The sequence below is a fragment of the Streptomyces gobiensis genome (assembly GCF_021216675.1).
In the GTDB taxonomy this organism is placed as follows: Bacteria; Actinomycetota; Actinomycetes; order Streptomycetales; family Streptomycetaceae; genus Streptomyces; species Streptomyces gobiensis.
Genome location: NZ_CP086120.1, coordinates 1,941,187 through 1,955,846, shown reverse-complemented (window position 1 = coordinate 1,955,846; position 14,660 = coordinate 1,941,187). Strand labels below are relative to the sequence as shown.

The 14,660-nt window shown below is 69.7% G+C and carries 12 protein-coding genes; 8 read left to right on the top strand and 4 right to left on the bottom strand.

Going from position 1 to position 14,660, the window contains the following annotated elements; translation table 11 throughout:
- Positions 1 to 59: 59 nt before the first annotated feature.
- Complete coding sequence (locus test1122_RS08945; RefSeq protein WP_232268626.1) at positions 60 to 632, bottom strand: DUF4352 domain-containing protein; 573 nt, start codon at positions 630 to 632, stop codon at positions 60 to 62.
- Between the two features lie 192 nt (positions 633 to 824).
- Between test1122_RS08945 and test1122_RS08940 the strand changes: the two genes are divergently transcribed.
- The 5 genes from test1122_RS08940 to test1122_RS08920 all read left to right on the top strand — a co-directional run bounded on the left by test1122_RS08940 (position 825) and on the right by test1122_RS08920 (position 7,159).
- A complete protein-coding gene (locus test1122_RS08940; protein WP_232268625.1) occupies positions 825 to 2,648 on the top strand; it encodes an N-6 DNA methylase in 1,824 nt (607 codons plus the stop codon).
- Positions 2,649 to 2,719: 71 nt separating this feature from the next.
- On the top strand, positions 2,720 to 3,391 hold the full coding sequence (locus test1122_RS08935) for a hypothetical protein (protein WP_232268624.1): 672 nt from the start codon (positions 2,720 to 2,722) through the stop codon (positions 3,389 to 3,391).
- Positions 3,388 to 4,677, top strand: coding sequence for a serine/threonine-protein kinase (locus test1122_RS08930; RefSeq protein WP_277879815.1), 1,290 nt, complete (start codon positions 3,388 to 3,390; stop codon positions 4,675 to 4,677). The genes test1122_RS08935 and test1122_RS08930 overlap by 4 nt, the downstream gene beginning before the upstream one ends.
- A 113-nt stretch (positions 4,678 to 4,790) precedes the next feature.
- Positions 4,791 to 5,798: a glycosyltransferase family 2 protein gene (locus test1122_RS08925; RefSeq protein WP_232268623.1), complete on the top strand. Its 1,008-nt coding sequence runs from the start codon at positions 4,791 to 4,793 to the stop codon at positions 5,796 to 5,798.
- Between the two features lie 20 nt (positions 5,799 to 5,818).
- Complete coding sequence (locus test1122_RS08920; RefSeq protein ID WP_232268622.1) at positions 5,819 to 7,159, top strand: alpha-2,8-polysialyltransferase family protein; 1,341 nt, start codon at positions 5,819 to 5,821, stop codon at positions 7,157 to 7,159.
- Between the two features lie 10 nt (positions 7,160 to 7,169).
- On the opposite strand, the gene test1122_RS08915 is transcribed toward test1122_RS08920, so the two are convergent.
- On the bottom strand, positions 7,170 to 8,282 hold the full coding sequence (locus test1122_RS08915) for an acyltransferase (protein ID WP_277879814.1): 1,113 nt from the start codon (positions 8,280 to 8,282) through the stop codon (positions 7,170 to 7,172).
- Positions 8,283 to 8,506: 224 nt separating this feature from the next.
- Here test1122_RS08915 and test1122_RS08910 point away from each other — a divergent pair, with 224 nt between their 5' ends.
- From test1122_RS08910 to test1122_RS08900, 3 genes are all read left to right on the top strand, one after another.
- Positions 8,507 to 9,151, top strand: a complete 645-nt coding sequence (locus test1122_RS08910; protein WP_232268620.1) for a SurA N-terminal domain-containing protein — start codon at positions 8,507 to 8,509, stop codon at positions 9,149 to 9,151.
- Positions 9,152 to 9,305: 154 nt separating this feature from the next.
- Entirely contained in the window at positions 9,306 to 10,418 is a 1,113-nt protein-coding gene (locus test1122_RS08905; RefSeq protein WP_232268619.1) for an acyltransferase family protein, read from the top strand.
- A complete protein-coding gene (locus test1122_RS08900; RefSeq protein ID WP_232268618.1) occupies positions 10,415 to 11,428 on the top strand; it encodes a nucleoside triphosphate pyrophosphohydrolase in 1,014 nt (337 codons plus the stop codon). The genes test1122_RS08905 and test1122_RS08900 overlap by 4 nt, the downstream gene beginning before the upstream one ends.
- A 32-nt stretch (positions 11,429 to 11,460) precedes the next feature.
- Here the strand turns inward: test1122_RS08900 and test1122_RS08895 are convergent, their stop codons facing one another.
- On the bottom strand, positions 11,461 to 12,207 hold the full coding sequence (locus test1122_RS08895) for a PP2C family protein-serine/threonine phosphatase (RefSeq protein WP_232268617.1): 747 nt from the start codon (positions 12,205 to 12,207) through the stop codon (positions 11,461 to 11,463).
- 166 nt (positions 12,208 to 12,373) lie between these two features.
- Complete coding sequence (locus tag test1122_RS08890) at positions 12,374 to 14,629, bottom strand: family 2 encapsulin nanocompartment cargo protein terpene cyclase (RefSeq protein WP_277879813.1); 2,256 nt, start codon at positions 14,627 to 14,629, stop codon at positions 12,374 to 12,376.
- Between the last annotated feature and the right edge of the window lie 31 nt (positions 14,630 to 14,660).

Here is a 14,660-nt window from a genome sequence, read left to right as displayed (position 1 = left end):
GGGGAGGACCGCGCCCAGCCCGGCCAGTGGTATCCCCGGTGTGGGGACCGGGGTGTTCGTCAGAGGGTGAGGGTCCAGTGGGCGGGCTCGGTGGTGAAGTCGAGCAGGTCGACCTCAAGGTCCAGGTTCTTGGCGCTCGCCGGTGCGTCGTAGGCCAGCGTCGCGGTGGCCTTCTTGCCGGGGAGCACCTTCCCGTCGAAGCCTGAGCCGACGGTGTCGTCGTAGATCTGCTCGGCCTCGACGCCCTCCTCGCCCGCGCGGGCGGTGGTGGTGATCAGGTTGGCGTCGATGTTCTTCTCGCCGGTGTTCTCCAGTGTGACGGTGACCTTGTACGCCTTGTTGCCGTCGGTGTGGCCGACGGCGTATTCGCTGGGCGTGTAGGTGGTGGCCTTGGAGATGGTGATCTTCAGACCGCTCTTATAGCTGGCGGTCTCACCCGCCGCGAGCGCGCCGCTCTTCTCGTCCTTGTCCGGGCCCTTGCCCTCTTCCTTCTTTTCCGTGGAGTCACCGGAGCTCTTCTCCTTGGTGGGCTCCTCCGGTGAGCAGGCGGCCAGTCCGCCGATGGCGAGTACGGCGATGGCCGCCGTGGCGGCGGCGAGGGTGCGCTTGCGGGCAATGTGCAGAGCGGGCATGGCGGTTGGCCCCTTTCCGGGTGCTGAATCGAGTCCGTGTGAACCGACGAGTCAATGAGAGCATGAGCTGTGAACCGAGTCAACATGAGTCACGAGGAGTTGCTTATTCACGCGGTGAACCGGAGTGATGCGAGATCCCGGGTATGCTCAGGACCACAGCGGCAACTGGGCACAGGTAGGGAGGCCGGTCAGGTGTCGGACAGCACGCCAGAGGTGAACGCGGCCGGGATCGCCCGGCTCGCCGGTGTCGGCAGGGCGGCCGTCAGCAACTGGCGCCGCCGCTATCCGCACTTCCCCAAACCCGTCGGAGGCACCGAGACCAGCCCGGCCTTCTCCCTCCCCGAGGTGGAGAGCTGGCTCCGTGAGCAGGGCAAGCTCGCCGAGGTGCCGCTGCGGGAACGGGTTTGGCAGCAGTTGGAGTCCGACCCCGAGGGCACCCCCGCCGCCCTCGCCCGGGCCGGTGAGCAGTTGCTGCGGCACGCCGCCGAGCCACAGACCGGCCCGCTCGCCGAACTCGCCGGTGAACTGGGCGCCGAGGCCGCGTACGCCTTTCTGCTGAACCGGTACTTCGACGCCAACCCCCGGCAGTTCACCCTCACCCCGCCCGAGACCGCCGCGCTGATGGCCGCCCTGGCCGGCCCCGCTGACTCCGTCCTCGACCCCGCCTGCGGATCCGGGGAGCTGCTGGCCGCCGCCGGGGCGGGAGGCGGTGAACCCGCGGACGTACACGGCCAGGAGCTCGACCCCGTACTCGCCCGGCTCGCCGCCCTCCGGCTCACCCTGCGCGGCGCCGCCGACCACGCGGCCGTCCACATCCGTACCGAGGACGCCCTGCGCACCGGCCCCGGAGCCGGCCCAGCGGTCGACGTGGTGCTCTGCCATCCACCGTTCAACGAGCGCAACTGGGGCTATGACGAGCTGGCCTACGACCCACGCTGGGAGTATGGGCTGCCCGCCCGTACCGAGTCCGAACTGGCCTGGGTCCAGCACGCCCTCGCCTGGCTGCGCCCCGGGGGCACCGCCGTACTGCTGATGCCGCCCGCCGCCGCCTCCCGCCGCACCGGCCGCCGTATCCGTGCCGCGCTGCTGCGCCGGGGCACGCTGCGCGCGGTCATCGCGCTGCCCGCGGGCGCGGCCCCGCCGCACAGTCTGCCGCTGCATCTCTGGGTGCTGCGCAAGCCCGACGGCACCGCCCCGCCCGATCCCCGGCTGCTGGTCGTCGATACCAGTACCCGGTATCAGGCCGAGGGCCGGGAGCCGCTGCCCTGGCCTGAGCTTCAGCACACCGTGCTGACCGCCTGGCGGTCCTTCGACCAGGACGGCACCGCGCCCGAAGAACCCGGCGTCAGTGGCGCGTTGGCCGTCATCGATCTGCTCGACGACGACGTTGACCTCGCCCCCGCCCGCCATCTCCCGCCAGCCGCCGGTCAGGGCGGGGCCGACGCACTGACCGAGACACGCGATGAGCTCGACCGCACCCTGCGCCGCACGCTCGACCTCGCCCCGTCGGCCGCCGCTCCGGCGCGGACCCCCGCCGCCCCGCGCTGGTCGGTCACCACCATCGGTGAACTGGCCCGCGGTGGCGCCCTGGAGGTGCGGGCGGGCGGAGCGGACGCGGAGCCCGCGGTGACCCAGGTGGGCGATGTGGTGCTCCCGGCGCTGGGCCGGGGCGCCGCGTATGTGGTAACGCCGGAACGGGCCGGGGAGACGCTGGGCAAGCCGCTCTATCTGCTCCGTCCCGATCCCGGGGCGCTCAACCCCTGGTTCATGGCGGGCTTTCTGCGCTCTACCGCCAACACCCGCCAGGCCAGCAGCTATGCCTCCACCGCCTCCCGACTCGACGTCCGGCGGCTCCAGTTGCCCCGGCTGCCGCTCACCGAGCAGCGGCGGTACGGGGAGCACTTCCGTCAGCTGGCCGCCTTCGAAGCGGCGCTGCGGCTCGCCGGTGAACTGGGGGAGCGGCTGACCCAGGGGATGTACGACGGGCTCAGCGACGGGACCGTGACACCCGGCTGATACCCGGCACTGGTTCCGACACCGGATCGAGACCCCGGAATCCGGTCATCGGGGGTACGCCGCACACGCTGATGTATACGCTCACCTCCTGTGATGTCCGTACCGGTAGATATCTGGAGCTGTTGATGTACGGCCCGGCCACGCCCCCGCCCCCTCCGCCGCCGTACCGGCCCCGGGTCGGCACCAGGGGAATGGCTGTACGGCTGCTGTTCGCCGCGCTGCCGCTCGTCACACTCGGCCTGGCCTCCTGGGCGCCTTCCCTGCGCTTCGCGATCATCCGTAAGCGTCCGCTGGACTGGGCCGTCTTCGCGCTGAGCGTGGTCCTCACGATCGTCTACATCGTGCTCTTGGTGGTGGTGCCGGACGACCCCGAGGGCAAGAACATGTCGTCGTTCTGGGCCGGGCTGTACATCATGCTGCTGATCTGCGGAGCCGTCACACACGCGATCCTCGCTGACCGGTTCCCCCGGACCCCCGCCCCGCACTCGGCCCCGCACCCCGCTCCCGCGGGCTATGGCTACCCGGCCGTCGGCTACCCACCGCCCTTCCCCCAGTCCCAGCCGCAGCCGCAGCCGCAGCCGCAGGCCCAGCCCCAGTCTCAGCCGCAGCCCCAGCCCCAATCCCAGCCGCAGCCCCAGCCGCAGTCTCAGCCCCAACCCCCGCCGCAGTCCTCCCGGATGCGACAAGTCGCCTCGGAGCTCGATGAGCTCGACGCGCTCCTGCGCAAGCGGGAGGGGCAGTGATCGGACGGCTGATCGCGGGCCGGTACGAGCTGACCGAGCCCCTGGGTAAAGGCGCCATGGGCCAGGTGTGGGGCGGTCATGACCGTGGACTCGGCGGTCGCCAGATCGCCGTGAAGCTGATGAACTCCGGCCAGATGGCATCCCTCTCCGGCAGCGCGGACCCCGAGGAACTGCGGGAGAGGTTCGAGCGCGAGTGCCGGGTCACCGCCCAGATCGACCATCCGGGCCTGGTCACGGTCTATGACGCGGGCCGGGACATCGATGAGCTGTTTCTGGTGATGCAGCGGGTCGAGGGCAGCGATCTGAGCGACCATCTCGCGGAACGCGATCCCTACCCCTGGCCATGGGCGGTCGCCGTGGCCGCACAGCTGTGCTCGGCGCTCGTCGCGGTGCATGCCGTGCGGATCGTTCACCGTGACCTCAAGCCCGGCAACGTCATCGTGCGGCCCGACGGCCGGGTGGTCATCCTCGACCTCGGGATCGCCGCCGTCGGCTCCGCCTGCGACACCACGCGGCTCACCCGTACCGGCGCCCTCATCGGCACCCCTGTCTACATGGCGCCGGAGCAGGCCATGGGCGGCACCCCGGTCGGTCCGGGCGCCGATCTCTACGCGCTCGGGGTGCTGCTGTACGAACTGCTCACCGGGCAGGTGCCGTTCGCGGCACCGGAGGCCTCCGGGCTGCTCTACAAGAAGCTCCATGAACTTCCGGTGCCCGTACGGCAGATACGCCCGGAGGCGCCCGAGCCGCTTGCCGCCCTGGTGTGGCGGCTGCTGGACAAGGAGCCCTCGGCCCGGCCCGCCGACGCCCATGAGGCGTACGCCGCCCTGGCGCCCCTGCTGCTCAGGCCGGGCCAGCACGGCCCGCCGCTGCCGATGGACCCCACCCGGCCGTTCGCTGAACCGATGGCGCCCTGGCCGGTGCGCCGGACCCCCACCGCCACCCCGCCACCCGGCTTCGGCCCACCGCCGGTCACCGATCTGTCGGACACCCTGGAGGAGGTGCGGCAGCTGCTCGCCGGTGGCTACTACACCCAGGTCGCCGAGCTGCTGGGCCGCGCCCTCCCAGCCGCCGCCGCCGAGCACGGCGAGGGCTCACCGGTGGTCCGTACGCTCCGCAAGCAGTACGCGGCGACGCTGGTCGACATAGGCCAGTACGCCCTGGCGCTGCCCGAGATCAGCCGCCTCATCCAGGAGTTCACCGCCGAACGGGGACCGCACGACCCGGTGGTGGTGCAGCTGCTCCAGGACGAGGCGCTATGCCGCCACCGCATCAGTCACGCGTAACGCAGCACGCGCGACGCCGTCAGCCGGGTGGTTCGCGGACCGTACGCACAGAGTTCACCCGGCCGTCCCCTGGCCGGCATCCGCGCTCGTGATCACGTAGCTACGGTGTGCCGGTGCCAAAGCTTTCTGTCATCGTCCCCTGCCACAATGTTCAGGAGTTCGTCCCGGACACCGTGCGCAGCCTCGCCGCCAACGCCGGGCCGGGGACGGAATTCATCCTGGTCGACGACTGCTCGACGGACGCGACGGGGGAAATCCTCGACCGCGCGGTACGGGACCTGCCACGGGCCAGAGTGATCCGGCATGACACAAACCAGGGCATCGCCCAGGCCCGTAATACGGGTATCGAGGCGGCGCGGGGCGACTACCTCACCTTCCTCGACGGCGACGACTGGTACGCACCGGGCTATCTGGCCGAGCTCCTGACCGCCATCGAGGAGCTGGGCTGCGACTTCGTACGCACCGACCATGTGCAGTCCACCGGCACCGAACGCACGGTGCGGCGCGCCCCCGCGCGCAAGCGGGACGCGGTGCTGGACACCCGGGACGGCATCGCCCCGGCCGAGATGGAGACCATGGTCGACTACCCCTTCGTCTGGGCGGGGATCTACCGCCGTGGCCTCTTCGACGGGTTTGACGGGTTTGACGGGCTTGACGGGTGCGACGGCGCGGCCATGCGCTTTCACAAGAACCTACGGACCGCCGAGGACCGGGTGTTCATCTGGCAGCTCCATCTACGGGCGCGCACCTTCGCCTCGGTCGGGCTGCTCGGGGTGTTCTACCGGCGCGGTGTCACCACCTCGCTGACCCAGATCCGGGACGCCCGGCAGCTCGACTTCATCCCGGCGCACGATCTCATCCTGGAAGAGGTCGCCGCCGACCGGGAGGCGGAACGGTTCCTCCCCAAGATCGTACGGACCTACTGCGCCATGATCGCGTTCCACGCGGCGGCCAGCGCGGACCGCTATGGGCCCGCCACAGCACGGCAGTTGAAGCGGGAATCGGGGGCAGCGTTGCGCCGGATGCCCGCACATGTGCTGGAGAAGACCTTGGCGAGCATGGACCAGGAGCGGCAGAAAGTGCTCCGGCGGCTGCTCGGCGGGGCACGGAAGGCGGCCTGACGATGGGGGGACGCACACGGATGCGTACACAGATCTTCGAGGTCTCCACGCTGTACGGTGCGGCGACGCTCGCCGCCGCACTGGACGCCGGGCAGTTCGGGCCCGGCGCGGAGTCCCACCGCGTACTGCTGGTCTCCAACAACGCGGCCACCCCGGAGACCGCGAGTCAGCTGACGGATATGGCCGGTTGGAGCCGTATCGCCGCCCGCTTTGACACGGTCGTCGACTGGAACCACACCATCCGCCCGCATCACCCCAGCGGCTGGACACCGGCCGCCAATGACTCCCCGCTGTGGCAGCGGATGTTCCGCTCCTCCTGGGGTCTGGGCGACGGGCCGGTCGACCTCGTTGTGGAGTCCGTACACGTCAGCCCGGCCAAGGCGCTGTGCGCGATCTTCGCCGATGCCTCGGTGCATGTGTACGCCGATGGGCTGATGAGCTATGGGCCGACGCGGGAGAAGCTGCCGCTGGCCACGGCCTGCCGCATCCAGCGGCTGCTGCACCTCGACCTGGTGCCGGGGCTGCGGCCGTTGCTGCTCTCGGAGTACGGGGTGCCGGGCGAGCTGGTGCCGAGCGACACGTTCCGCGCGGTGCTGGATGAGATCGCCCACGGCGATGAACTGGAGCTCGAGCATGAGCCCACCGCGGTGATCCTCGGCCAGTATCTGGCCGCGATCAACATCCTGACCGTGGACGAGGAAGAGGCGCTGCATGAGCGGATGCTGCGTGGCGCGGCGGCGGCCGGTCACCGTTCGGTGCTGTTCAAGCCGCATCCGACGGCACCCGCCCGCTATTCGAAGGTGCTCGACAAGGCCGCCGCGGACGCGGGCGTCCAGCTCACCGTGCTGGACCGGCCGATGCTCGCCGAAACCGTCTTCGAACGGCTGTGCCCCCAGCTGGTGGTGGGCTGCTTCTCCACCGCGATGCTGACGGCCGCCGCCTGCTACGGCGTGCCCATCGCCCGGGTCGGCACCGAGCCGCTGCTGGACCGGCTCGCCCCGTACCAGAACAGCAACCGGGTGCCGCTGACCATCGTCGACGCCCTGGTGCCCACCGTGGAGTCCGGCGGCGAGGTCGTCACCGAGCGGGCGGACACAGCCGAGCGGATCGCCCCACTCGTACGGACGGTGGGCTACTGCATGCAGTCGGACCGCTATCCGGAACTCCGTACGGAGGCAGCGTCCTGGCTGGCCGAGCACCTGAACGACGACACTCTCCGCTACTTCAAACGCCGCCGTCTCACGTCCCTCCAACTCCCCGGCGGCTTCGCGACCGGTCTGGTCCGCCGCCTCCCGGGCACGGGGGCGGCACTGCGAGCGGCCCGCAAGGTGAAGGGCAAGCTGAGGCCAGCCGACGGCTAGCCCGGACCGGCTAGCCCAGGAAGCGCCGGAGCCGCAGCTGACCCCAGAGCAGGCTCGCGGCGTACGACAGGGTGACGGTGGCCAGCAGCAGTCCGATCAGCAGCACCCCCGACACCAGCCCGCCCCGGCTGGCCGAGACCATCGGGCGCACCAGCTCCTCGACGAAGAAGACGTGCACCATATAGGCGCCCAGCGCGGCCCCGGCCAGCTTGCTGAGCACCGGCCGCAACCGCACCGGGATCCGTACCCGGCTGACCAGCAGCAGCACACACAGCGTCAGCGCGGCGACAAACAGATGGGCGTTCGGGATGACGTACTGAACCTGGGTGTTGTACCAGAGGCACCCGGCGAAGGCGGCCAGCAGCACCGGCAGCAGCAGCCAGCGGTGCCGGTGCGGCACCCCCGTCGGCAGGGCGAACAGCAGCGCACCGCCGACCGCGTAGACCAGGGAGTAGGTGCCGAAGCCCCAGCCGAAACTGGGGGTGTCCCAGCCGGTCAGCTCACCGAAGGTGGTCAGCACGCTGGGCGCGGTCGCGGTCGCCAGCAGCGCCAGACCAAGCCTCCAGGGCCGTTTGCCCGCTTTGACCAGCATGGCGAAGGCCAGCACCGCGATAATGGGGATGTACGCGTACATAAACCACAGGTGGTACGCGGGCCGTACCGAGCCGAAGAGGGAGTCCACGGCCAGCTCGGTGATGGGCTCCTCATTGCGGCTGCGCATCCAGGCCAGGCTGAGATAGGCACCGGTCCAGATGAACAGCGGCAGTCCATTACGGACGATGCGCTGCCAGATCTGCCCGCTGTCGCGTGGCGGCGCACCCACCAGCACCGCCCAGCCCGCCATGGCGAAATACATCGGCACCGCGAACTCATTGGCCGAGTCGGCTATGTGGCCCACCCAGTAGGCGCCCGGCCCATTGGCCTCCTGCCGGTCGACGGCGCTGATGAAGGTCGCGCCGACATGCCCCAGCATCACCGCGCAGGAGCAGATCAGCCGCATAAGATCAATGTCATAGCGATGCTCCCGGCGCGCGGCCGCCGGTTTCCCTTCTGCGGGCTGTGATGACCTGAGCTGTGATGACCCGGGCTGTGATGATGGAGCGCTCTGTTCCGGTATTTGCACGGCTGCTTCTTTGGACACGGCTTTGGACACAGCCCAACTCTTCGGCAGCCGGGTATACGGAATGGGAACAGCGGGCTAACCGCACGGCGTACAGGTCGTTGAGGAAACGTAGTAGCGAAAGTAGTGGGGCCGAAGTGGTGGAGGCCCGTCGGCCCACTGCCTAAGATCGAACATCGCTAGGTCGTTGCACCGTCGCACGACTGTCGCCGCCGCTGGGAGGCCCCATGCACCGCCGTAGGTCCGCGCTCTCCGTCTCCGCCACAGCCGCGCTGCTTATCGCCGCGCCGCTGGTCACGGGCTGTGGCAGCGACGCCCGCCCGGGTGCGGCGGCCATCGTCGAGGGGGAGCGGATCACCGTGTCGCAGGTGCAGGCGCGGGCCGAAGCGGTACGGGACGCACAGCGCGCCGACCCGCAGAGCACCCAGCTCATCCAGCGGACCGGCCCGCTGTCGCGGTACACCCTCAGCAATATGATCCGTGAGAAGGTGGTGGAGCGCGCCGCCAAGGACGAGGGCGTCAAGGTGACCCGGCGCGATCTCCAGCAGTTCCGGGCGGACCAGGAAAGCGCGGCGCACGGTGCGGAAGCACTGCGCACCCGAATGCTGCAGGAACGGGCCGTCGCCCCCGGGCAGATCGAGGACACGCTGCGGATGGATCTGCTGGTGCTGGAGGTGGCGAAGGCCCTCGGCGTCAACCTGAGCAGCCCCCAGGCGGGGGAAGTGATGGACAAGAAATTCACCGAGACCGCCGAGAGCATGGGAATCGAGATCAGCCCGCGCTTCGGCGCCTGGAGCAATGATCAGGTGTCCCTGACCGGCTCGGAAGAGCCATGGCTGAAGCCCGCGCCACAGCCGGACGAGCCCACCTGAGCTGTCACGGTGTTCTGCTGATCTCCTGACGATCCCTGGTCGTCCCACAGTGTTCACCTGAGGTCTGCTTGCTATGCGTTCGCTCCGGCTGGCGCGCCACTAGCCTCGCCCGAGTTGCTTGATCGCAAGCCATGGGGGGAGGACAGGAGACGCAGTGCCGAAGGTGCCGGGAAAACCGGATAACAAGCCTCGCGATCCCCATTGGGACAACATCCGCTATTTCTCCGGCACCCTGGTGGTCATCGGGCACTCGCTGGAGTCACTGAGCGAGCTCAATGGCTTGCGCTGGCTGCATATCGCCAGCTGGGCACTGCGGGTGCCGGTTTTTGTGATGGTCGCCGGATACTTCAGCAGCGCCGGGCCGCTGAACGCCCGTGAGGCACGACGGCTCATCGAGTCGATCGCGCTGCCCTATCTCCTCATCGGGCTGCTGCACACACTCCAGCTCAAGTACTACTACGGCGACTGGAAGTTCTTCACCGCCGACCCGGCGTGGGCGATGTGGTTTCTGCTCTCCCTGCTCGCCTGGCGGGTGCTGCTGCCCTATCTGGCCGCACTGCGCTACCCCCTGCTGACATCGGTGGGCGCGGCACTGGCGGTCGGCTACATCGCCAAATTCAGCGCCACCTTCTCCGCCTCGCGCACCATCACCTTCCTCCCCTTCTTCCTGCTCGGCTGGAAGCTGCGGCAGGGCCTCGCCGATGAGCTGCTGCGCGCCCGCTGGAGCCGGGACGCCGCCCTGGGCGTGCTGGCGCTGACGTTCGCCGCGGGCTGGGTGTTCCGGCATGACGTCAGTACGACCTGGCTGGCGATGCGGGAGCCCTACGGGGACGAGATTCCGGTCGGCATGGAGTGGGCCTGGGCGGTACGGGGGGCCGTGCTGCTGTGCGGCATGGTCATCGGGCTGAGCTTCATCCGGCTTGTCCCCAAGGGCCGTATCCCGGTGATCACATACCTGGGCGCCGGGGGCCTGTACATCTACCTCCTTCACCCGCTCGCCCTGCGGCCCGTCATGATCAACGGCGGCGTCGACTGGGTGCGCTCCTGGCCCGAGCAGCTCGCCCTGGTCCTGCTCGCGGCGGTGCTGGCGGCGGCGCTGGCCTCACCTCCGGTACGCAGACTGACCCGGCCGCTGGTACAGCCCCGGCTGCCCTGGCTCTTCGCACCGGCGCCCGCGCCCCCAACCACGCCGGTGCCCACGGTGCCCCGGCAGCCACAGCGGGCGGCCGAGGCCGGGGAACCTGAGCGAGTTACATTCGTCAGGTGACTGCCTCCCGTAACCCTGCCGAGCCTGGCCGTGTTGTTCTGCTCACCACCAGTCACCGGGTCGCGCCCGGACTGCTGTCCTGGCCCGCCTGGCAGGCGCTGCACAGCGCCGACAGCGTGGTGTGCGCGGACGCCGGGCACCCCCAGCTGCCGTATGTACGGGAGGCGGGCGTCGAGGTGTCGATCGGCGAGCCGACCGCCCGCGAACTGGTCGACGCATGCGTCGGCGGCCATACGGTGGTCGTCATCGCTACGGCCGAGGGCGAGCCCCGGCTGACCGACGGACTGGCCCGGCTCGCAGGCTCCGGACGCGAGCGTATGCCGGACCTGGAGCTGCTCCCCGGCTCCTACGATCTGCCCGGCGCCCGGCTCCTCGATCTGGTCCAGGTGATGGACCGGATCCGTGGTGAGTGCCCGTGGAGCGGCGTACGGACCCACGAGGACCTGGTCAAATACGGCATCGAGGAGGCGTACGAACTCGTCGAGGCGATCGAGCAGGGCGACCGCGAAGAGCTGAGCGAGGAGCTGGGCGACGTCCTCCTCCAGGTCGTCTTCCACGCCCGTATCGCCCAGGACGACCCGGACGAGCCCTTCTCCATCGACGATGTCGCGGGCGGCATCGTGGCGAAGCTGATCCACCGCCACCCTCATGTCTTCGGCGACGAGGCGGCCGAAACGGCGGACGAGGTGAAGGCACACTGGCTGCGCACCAAGGCAACCGAGAAGCAGCGTGCCTCGGTGACCGAGGGCATCCCACTGGGCCAGCCCGCGCTCGCCCTGGCCGCGAAGCTGGCGGGCCGGGCCCGTACGGCGGGCATCGATGTCCTCCCCTCCGGCGAGGGCATCGGCTACGAACTGCTCACACTCGCCGCCCGCGCGGAGGCCTCGGGCATCGACCCCGAGACGGCCCTGCGGGCGGCGGCCCGCACCTACCGCGACGCCATCCGCACGGCGGAAACCACGACCGGCACCACCACCGGCACCACCACCGACACAACCGAGACCGACTAGCCGGATCAGCCCGGACCAGCCGCCTGCGGCACCTACTCGACCTCGTCGGCGACGCGCACGAGCGCGATGGTGATGTTGTCCGGCCCTCCGGCGTCCATCGCGGCTTTCCACAGCTCGAAGGCGGCCTTACCGCCATCGTGCAGCCGCAGCACATCGTCGATCTCCTTGTCGGGCACCGGGTCGGTCAGGCCGTCGCTGCAGACGAGGTAGCGGTCGCCCAGGGCGAGCGGACGACTGCTGACATGCGCCTCTACGGCGGTGTACTCCGAAGACCCACCGAGCGTCTGTGTAACGACCGACGTGGTGCGCTCCCCGGGCGCCAGCGGCGGGCTGTCGTCCACGCTCGTCTGCCGCAGACCGCCGGTGACCTCGAAGACCCGGCTGTCGCCGACATTGAACGTAAGGATCTCCTCCGACAGCACGACCACACCCGCGATGGTCGTCCCCATCATGATCAACTTCGGATTGTCCGCAGCAGCGCTGTACACCGCCTCATTGCAGGCGTCCACGACAGCACGCACGGCGGTCTCGTCATTGAGCAGAGGCCCGACCTTCGCCAGTCGGCGCACGACCAGCGCGCTCGCCACTTCCCCGCCCGGGTGCCCGCCGAGCCCGTCGGCCACCGCGACAACGAGCGGGGTACCGAGCGGAAACAGCAGCGTCTGGGGGCTCTCGGTCTCGGTGCCGCAGAGCGTCCACGGCCCGATGACCAGGCTGTCCTCGTTGTGCGCGCGGACCATCCCGGCCTGGCTGAGCGCGCTTACGGCGACATAGGCCATCAGTGATCACCGCCTTCCGGCAGGCCGTCTTCCCACCGGCCTGCTCCCCTCCATTCTCCGTCGCCCCCGCCGAACCGCGCATCGTGCGCAGCCGGGATCAGCGGCCCGGCGCGCGCTCACCTTCCCGAAGCCCAGTGGTTGCCGCGGTTACCGGATTACCGTGCGATTACCGCGCGCACGCGATCCGTGCTGCTGAGGTGCCGAGGCCCGAGGGTGGCCGGAGTGGCGATGGCAGCTTTGGGGGTGTGGAGTGGTGCCGCTGGAGGTCGGCCTCCGTATAGCGACGGCAGTCGCGGTGCCAGGTGAGGATGCCGGAGATCCAGTTCTCCAGGTCCCGCACATAGCCCTGCAGGGCCTCCCGCGCCTTCGGTCCGAGGTTGAAGTCCTCGTACAGCACGGGCAGTTCCTCTGTGACGACGTGCTGGAACTGGCTCATGCGCCCGTTCATCAGGTCGCCGGTGATGGCCACCCCGGTGGGGTAGTCGCAGTCGAAGAAGTTCTGGATGACGAGGATCGCGTTGTGCACCTCGCCCTCGAACTCGATCTCCTTCTGGTACGAGAACACGTCGTTGATCAGGCAGGCGAAGTCCATGGCCGCGTTCTCCAGCGACTTCATGATGCCGCTGCCGTAGACCTCCTCGGGGACGCTGCTTCCGTGCGCCAGCCTGCACAGGCTCGTCGTCAGGTCGGAGCCGAAGGTCAGTCGCCGCATCTCCATGTAGTCGACCGGGTCGGGGATGCGGTTCTGCGCCTGGTTCGCCAGCTCCCACAGCCAGCTGTCGGCCATCACCTCGACCGAGGTGCGGAAGGTGCGCCGCGCCGGGAGCGTCATCGGACCGGCCGTACGGGCCCAGAGGTCGGCGAGGCCGCGCTCCAGCGCGTTGGCGGGGGCGAGCGCGGGCGTATCGGGGGTCTCCAGCGGCATGAAGGAGGAGAGCCGGTCGGTGCACACCTTCGCGCCGGCCAAGTCGCGGGTGCGGCCGAAGACCGCCGGGTAGTAGTCGTCGCCGTAGGTGCCCCAGGCCAGCCAGCCCGAGCTGATGTCGAGTTCGGCGGGGGACGCGTCCGGGTGGATGCCCGCCGCGCACAGCGGCAGGTCGTAGTCCACGAGCCGTTCCTCGTCCCAGACGTGCGAGCCGGGGATGCCGGGCTGGGGCTCGAGGATGCCCATGCGGTACGCCCACGCGACGATGTTCCGGCGGGCGGGCTCCAGGTGTGGGCTGAGTCGGGTCTTGAACGGCATAGTGAAGTCGGGCAGTTGGGAGGGACCCACCCGGCCGTACGGAATGTGGCTGAAGCCGCGCGCCCTGGCCGTCTCGGCCCTGCGGGTGGTGGGCACCACCAGGGTGGCGGCCGAGGTGCCGAGCCCGGTCGGCCCGGGAAGTGGGCTCGCGGCGGGGCTGGCGGCTGCCTGGCGTGGCTTCTCGTTCATATAGCGGCTGGAGCGCATATGCCACTCGTGGCCGCCCGACTGCCAGTCCTGGAGCCCTTTCACATACGCCGTCACGTCCGCGGCCTGGCCGGGGCCCACGCCCTTCTCCGCGAAGAGCGGGGCCAGCTCGGTGAGGGCCGTGTGCTCGAACTGCTGGAGGCGGGAGGTCAGCAGATCATTGACCGCGTCCGCCGCTTCCTGGGTGGTGCAGTTGAGGAAGGTCTCCAGGACGAGCACGCCGTTGCTGAGCTCGCCCTCGTCCTGGGTCTCGCGCTGGTACGAGAACAGGTCGTTGCGCAGGTGCACCCCGTCGCAGAAGGCGTCCCGCAGCACCCGCAGCGGCCGGGAGTCCGCGACCGCGTCGGGCACCTCGGCGTGCGCCGCGTACTCGACGAGCCCGGCGGACCAGGGCGCGCCGCCGACCTTGCGGCGCATCTCGATGTACTCAACGGGGTTGGGGACGCGGCCCGCGTTGATGTTGGACAGCTCCCACAGAGACTCGTTGAGGAGATTCCGGGTGGCTTCGGCGAACCGCGCCCGCCACTTCTGGGACATCGCGGGCACGGTACGGGCCCACAGGTCGGCCAGCCCGGCCTCGACCGGGTTCTCCGGCTCGGGCATCGCTTCCGCGCCGGGGTCCATGGGCATGAACGCGGGCAGCCGGTCCAGATATGCCTTGCCGCCCTGCCGGTCGTTCGACCGCTTGAACAGCTCCAGGAAATGGTCATCGAAGAAGAAGACCCAGACGTACCAGTCGGTCACGAGCGACAGGTCGGGGCCGGTCGCGTCCGGGTGGGTGTAGGCGCACAGCAGCGCGTAGTCGTGTGCGTCGAGGTCGGCCTGGTCCCAGATCCCCGACCCCTCCAGCATTCCCATGTCGCGGGCCCACTGCCTGGAGTGGCTTCGCGCCTCATCGAGGTGGGGATTGAGGCGGGCAGGGTACGGCGTGTAGAAGTCCGGCAGTTCGAAGGGCTGCTTACCACGCTTCACGGCGATCGCTGGTCTCCCTCTTCGGGCTCTT

What these genes read in the sequence shown, in the direction of transcription:
- test1122_RS08945 (WP_232268626.1), bottom strand. Translation starts at nt 632, where the DNA reads ATGCCCGCTCTGCACATTGCCCGCAAGCGCACCCTCGCCGCCGCCACG.
- test1122_RS08935 (WP_232268624.1), top strand. Translation starts at nt 2,720, where the DNA reads ATGTATACGCTCACCTCCTGTGATGTCCGTACCGGTAGATATCTGGAG.
- test1122_RS08920 (WP_232268622.1), top strand. Translation starts at nt 5,819, where the DNA reads ATGCGTACACAGATCTTCGAGGTCTCCACGCTGTACGGTGCGGCGACG.
- test1122_RS08910 (WP_232268620.1), top strand. Translation starts at nt 8,507, where the DNA reads ATGCACCGCCGTAGGTCCGCGCTCTCCGTCTCCGCCACAGCCGCGCTG.
- test1122_RS08895 (WP_232268617.1), bottom strand. Translation starts at nt 12,207, where the DNA reads ATGGCCTATGTCGCCGTAAGCGCGCTCAGCCAGGCCGGGATGGTCCGC.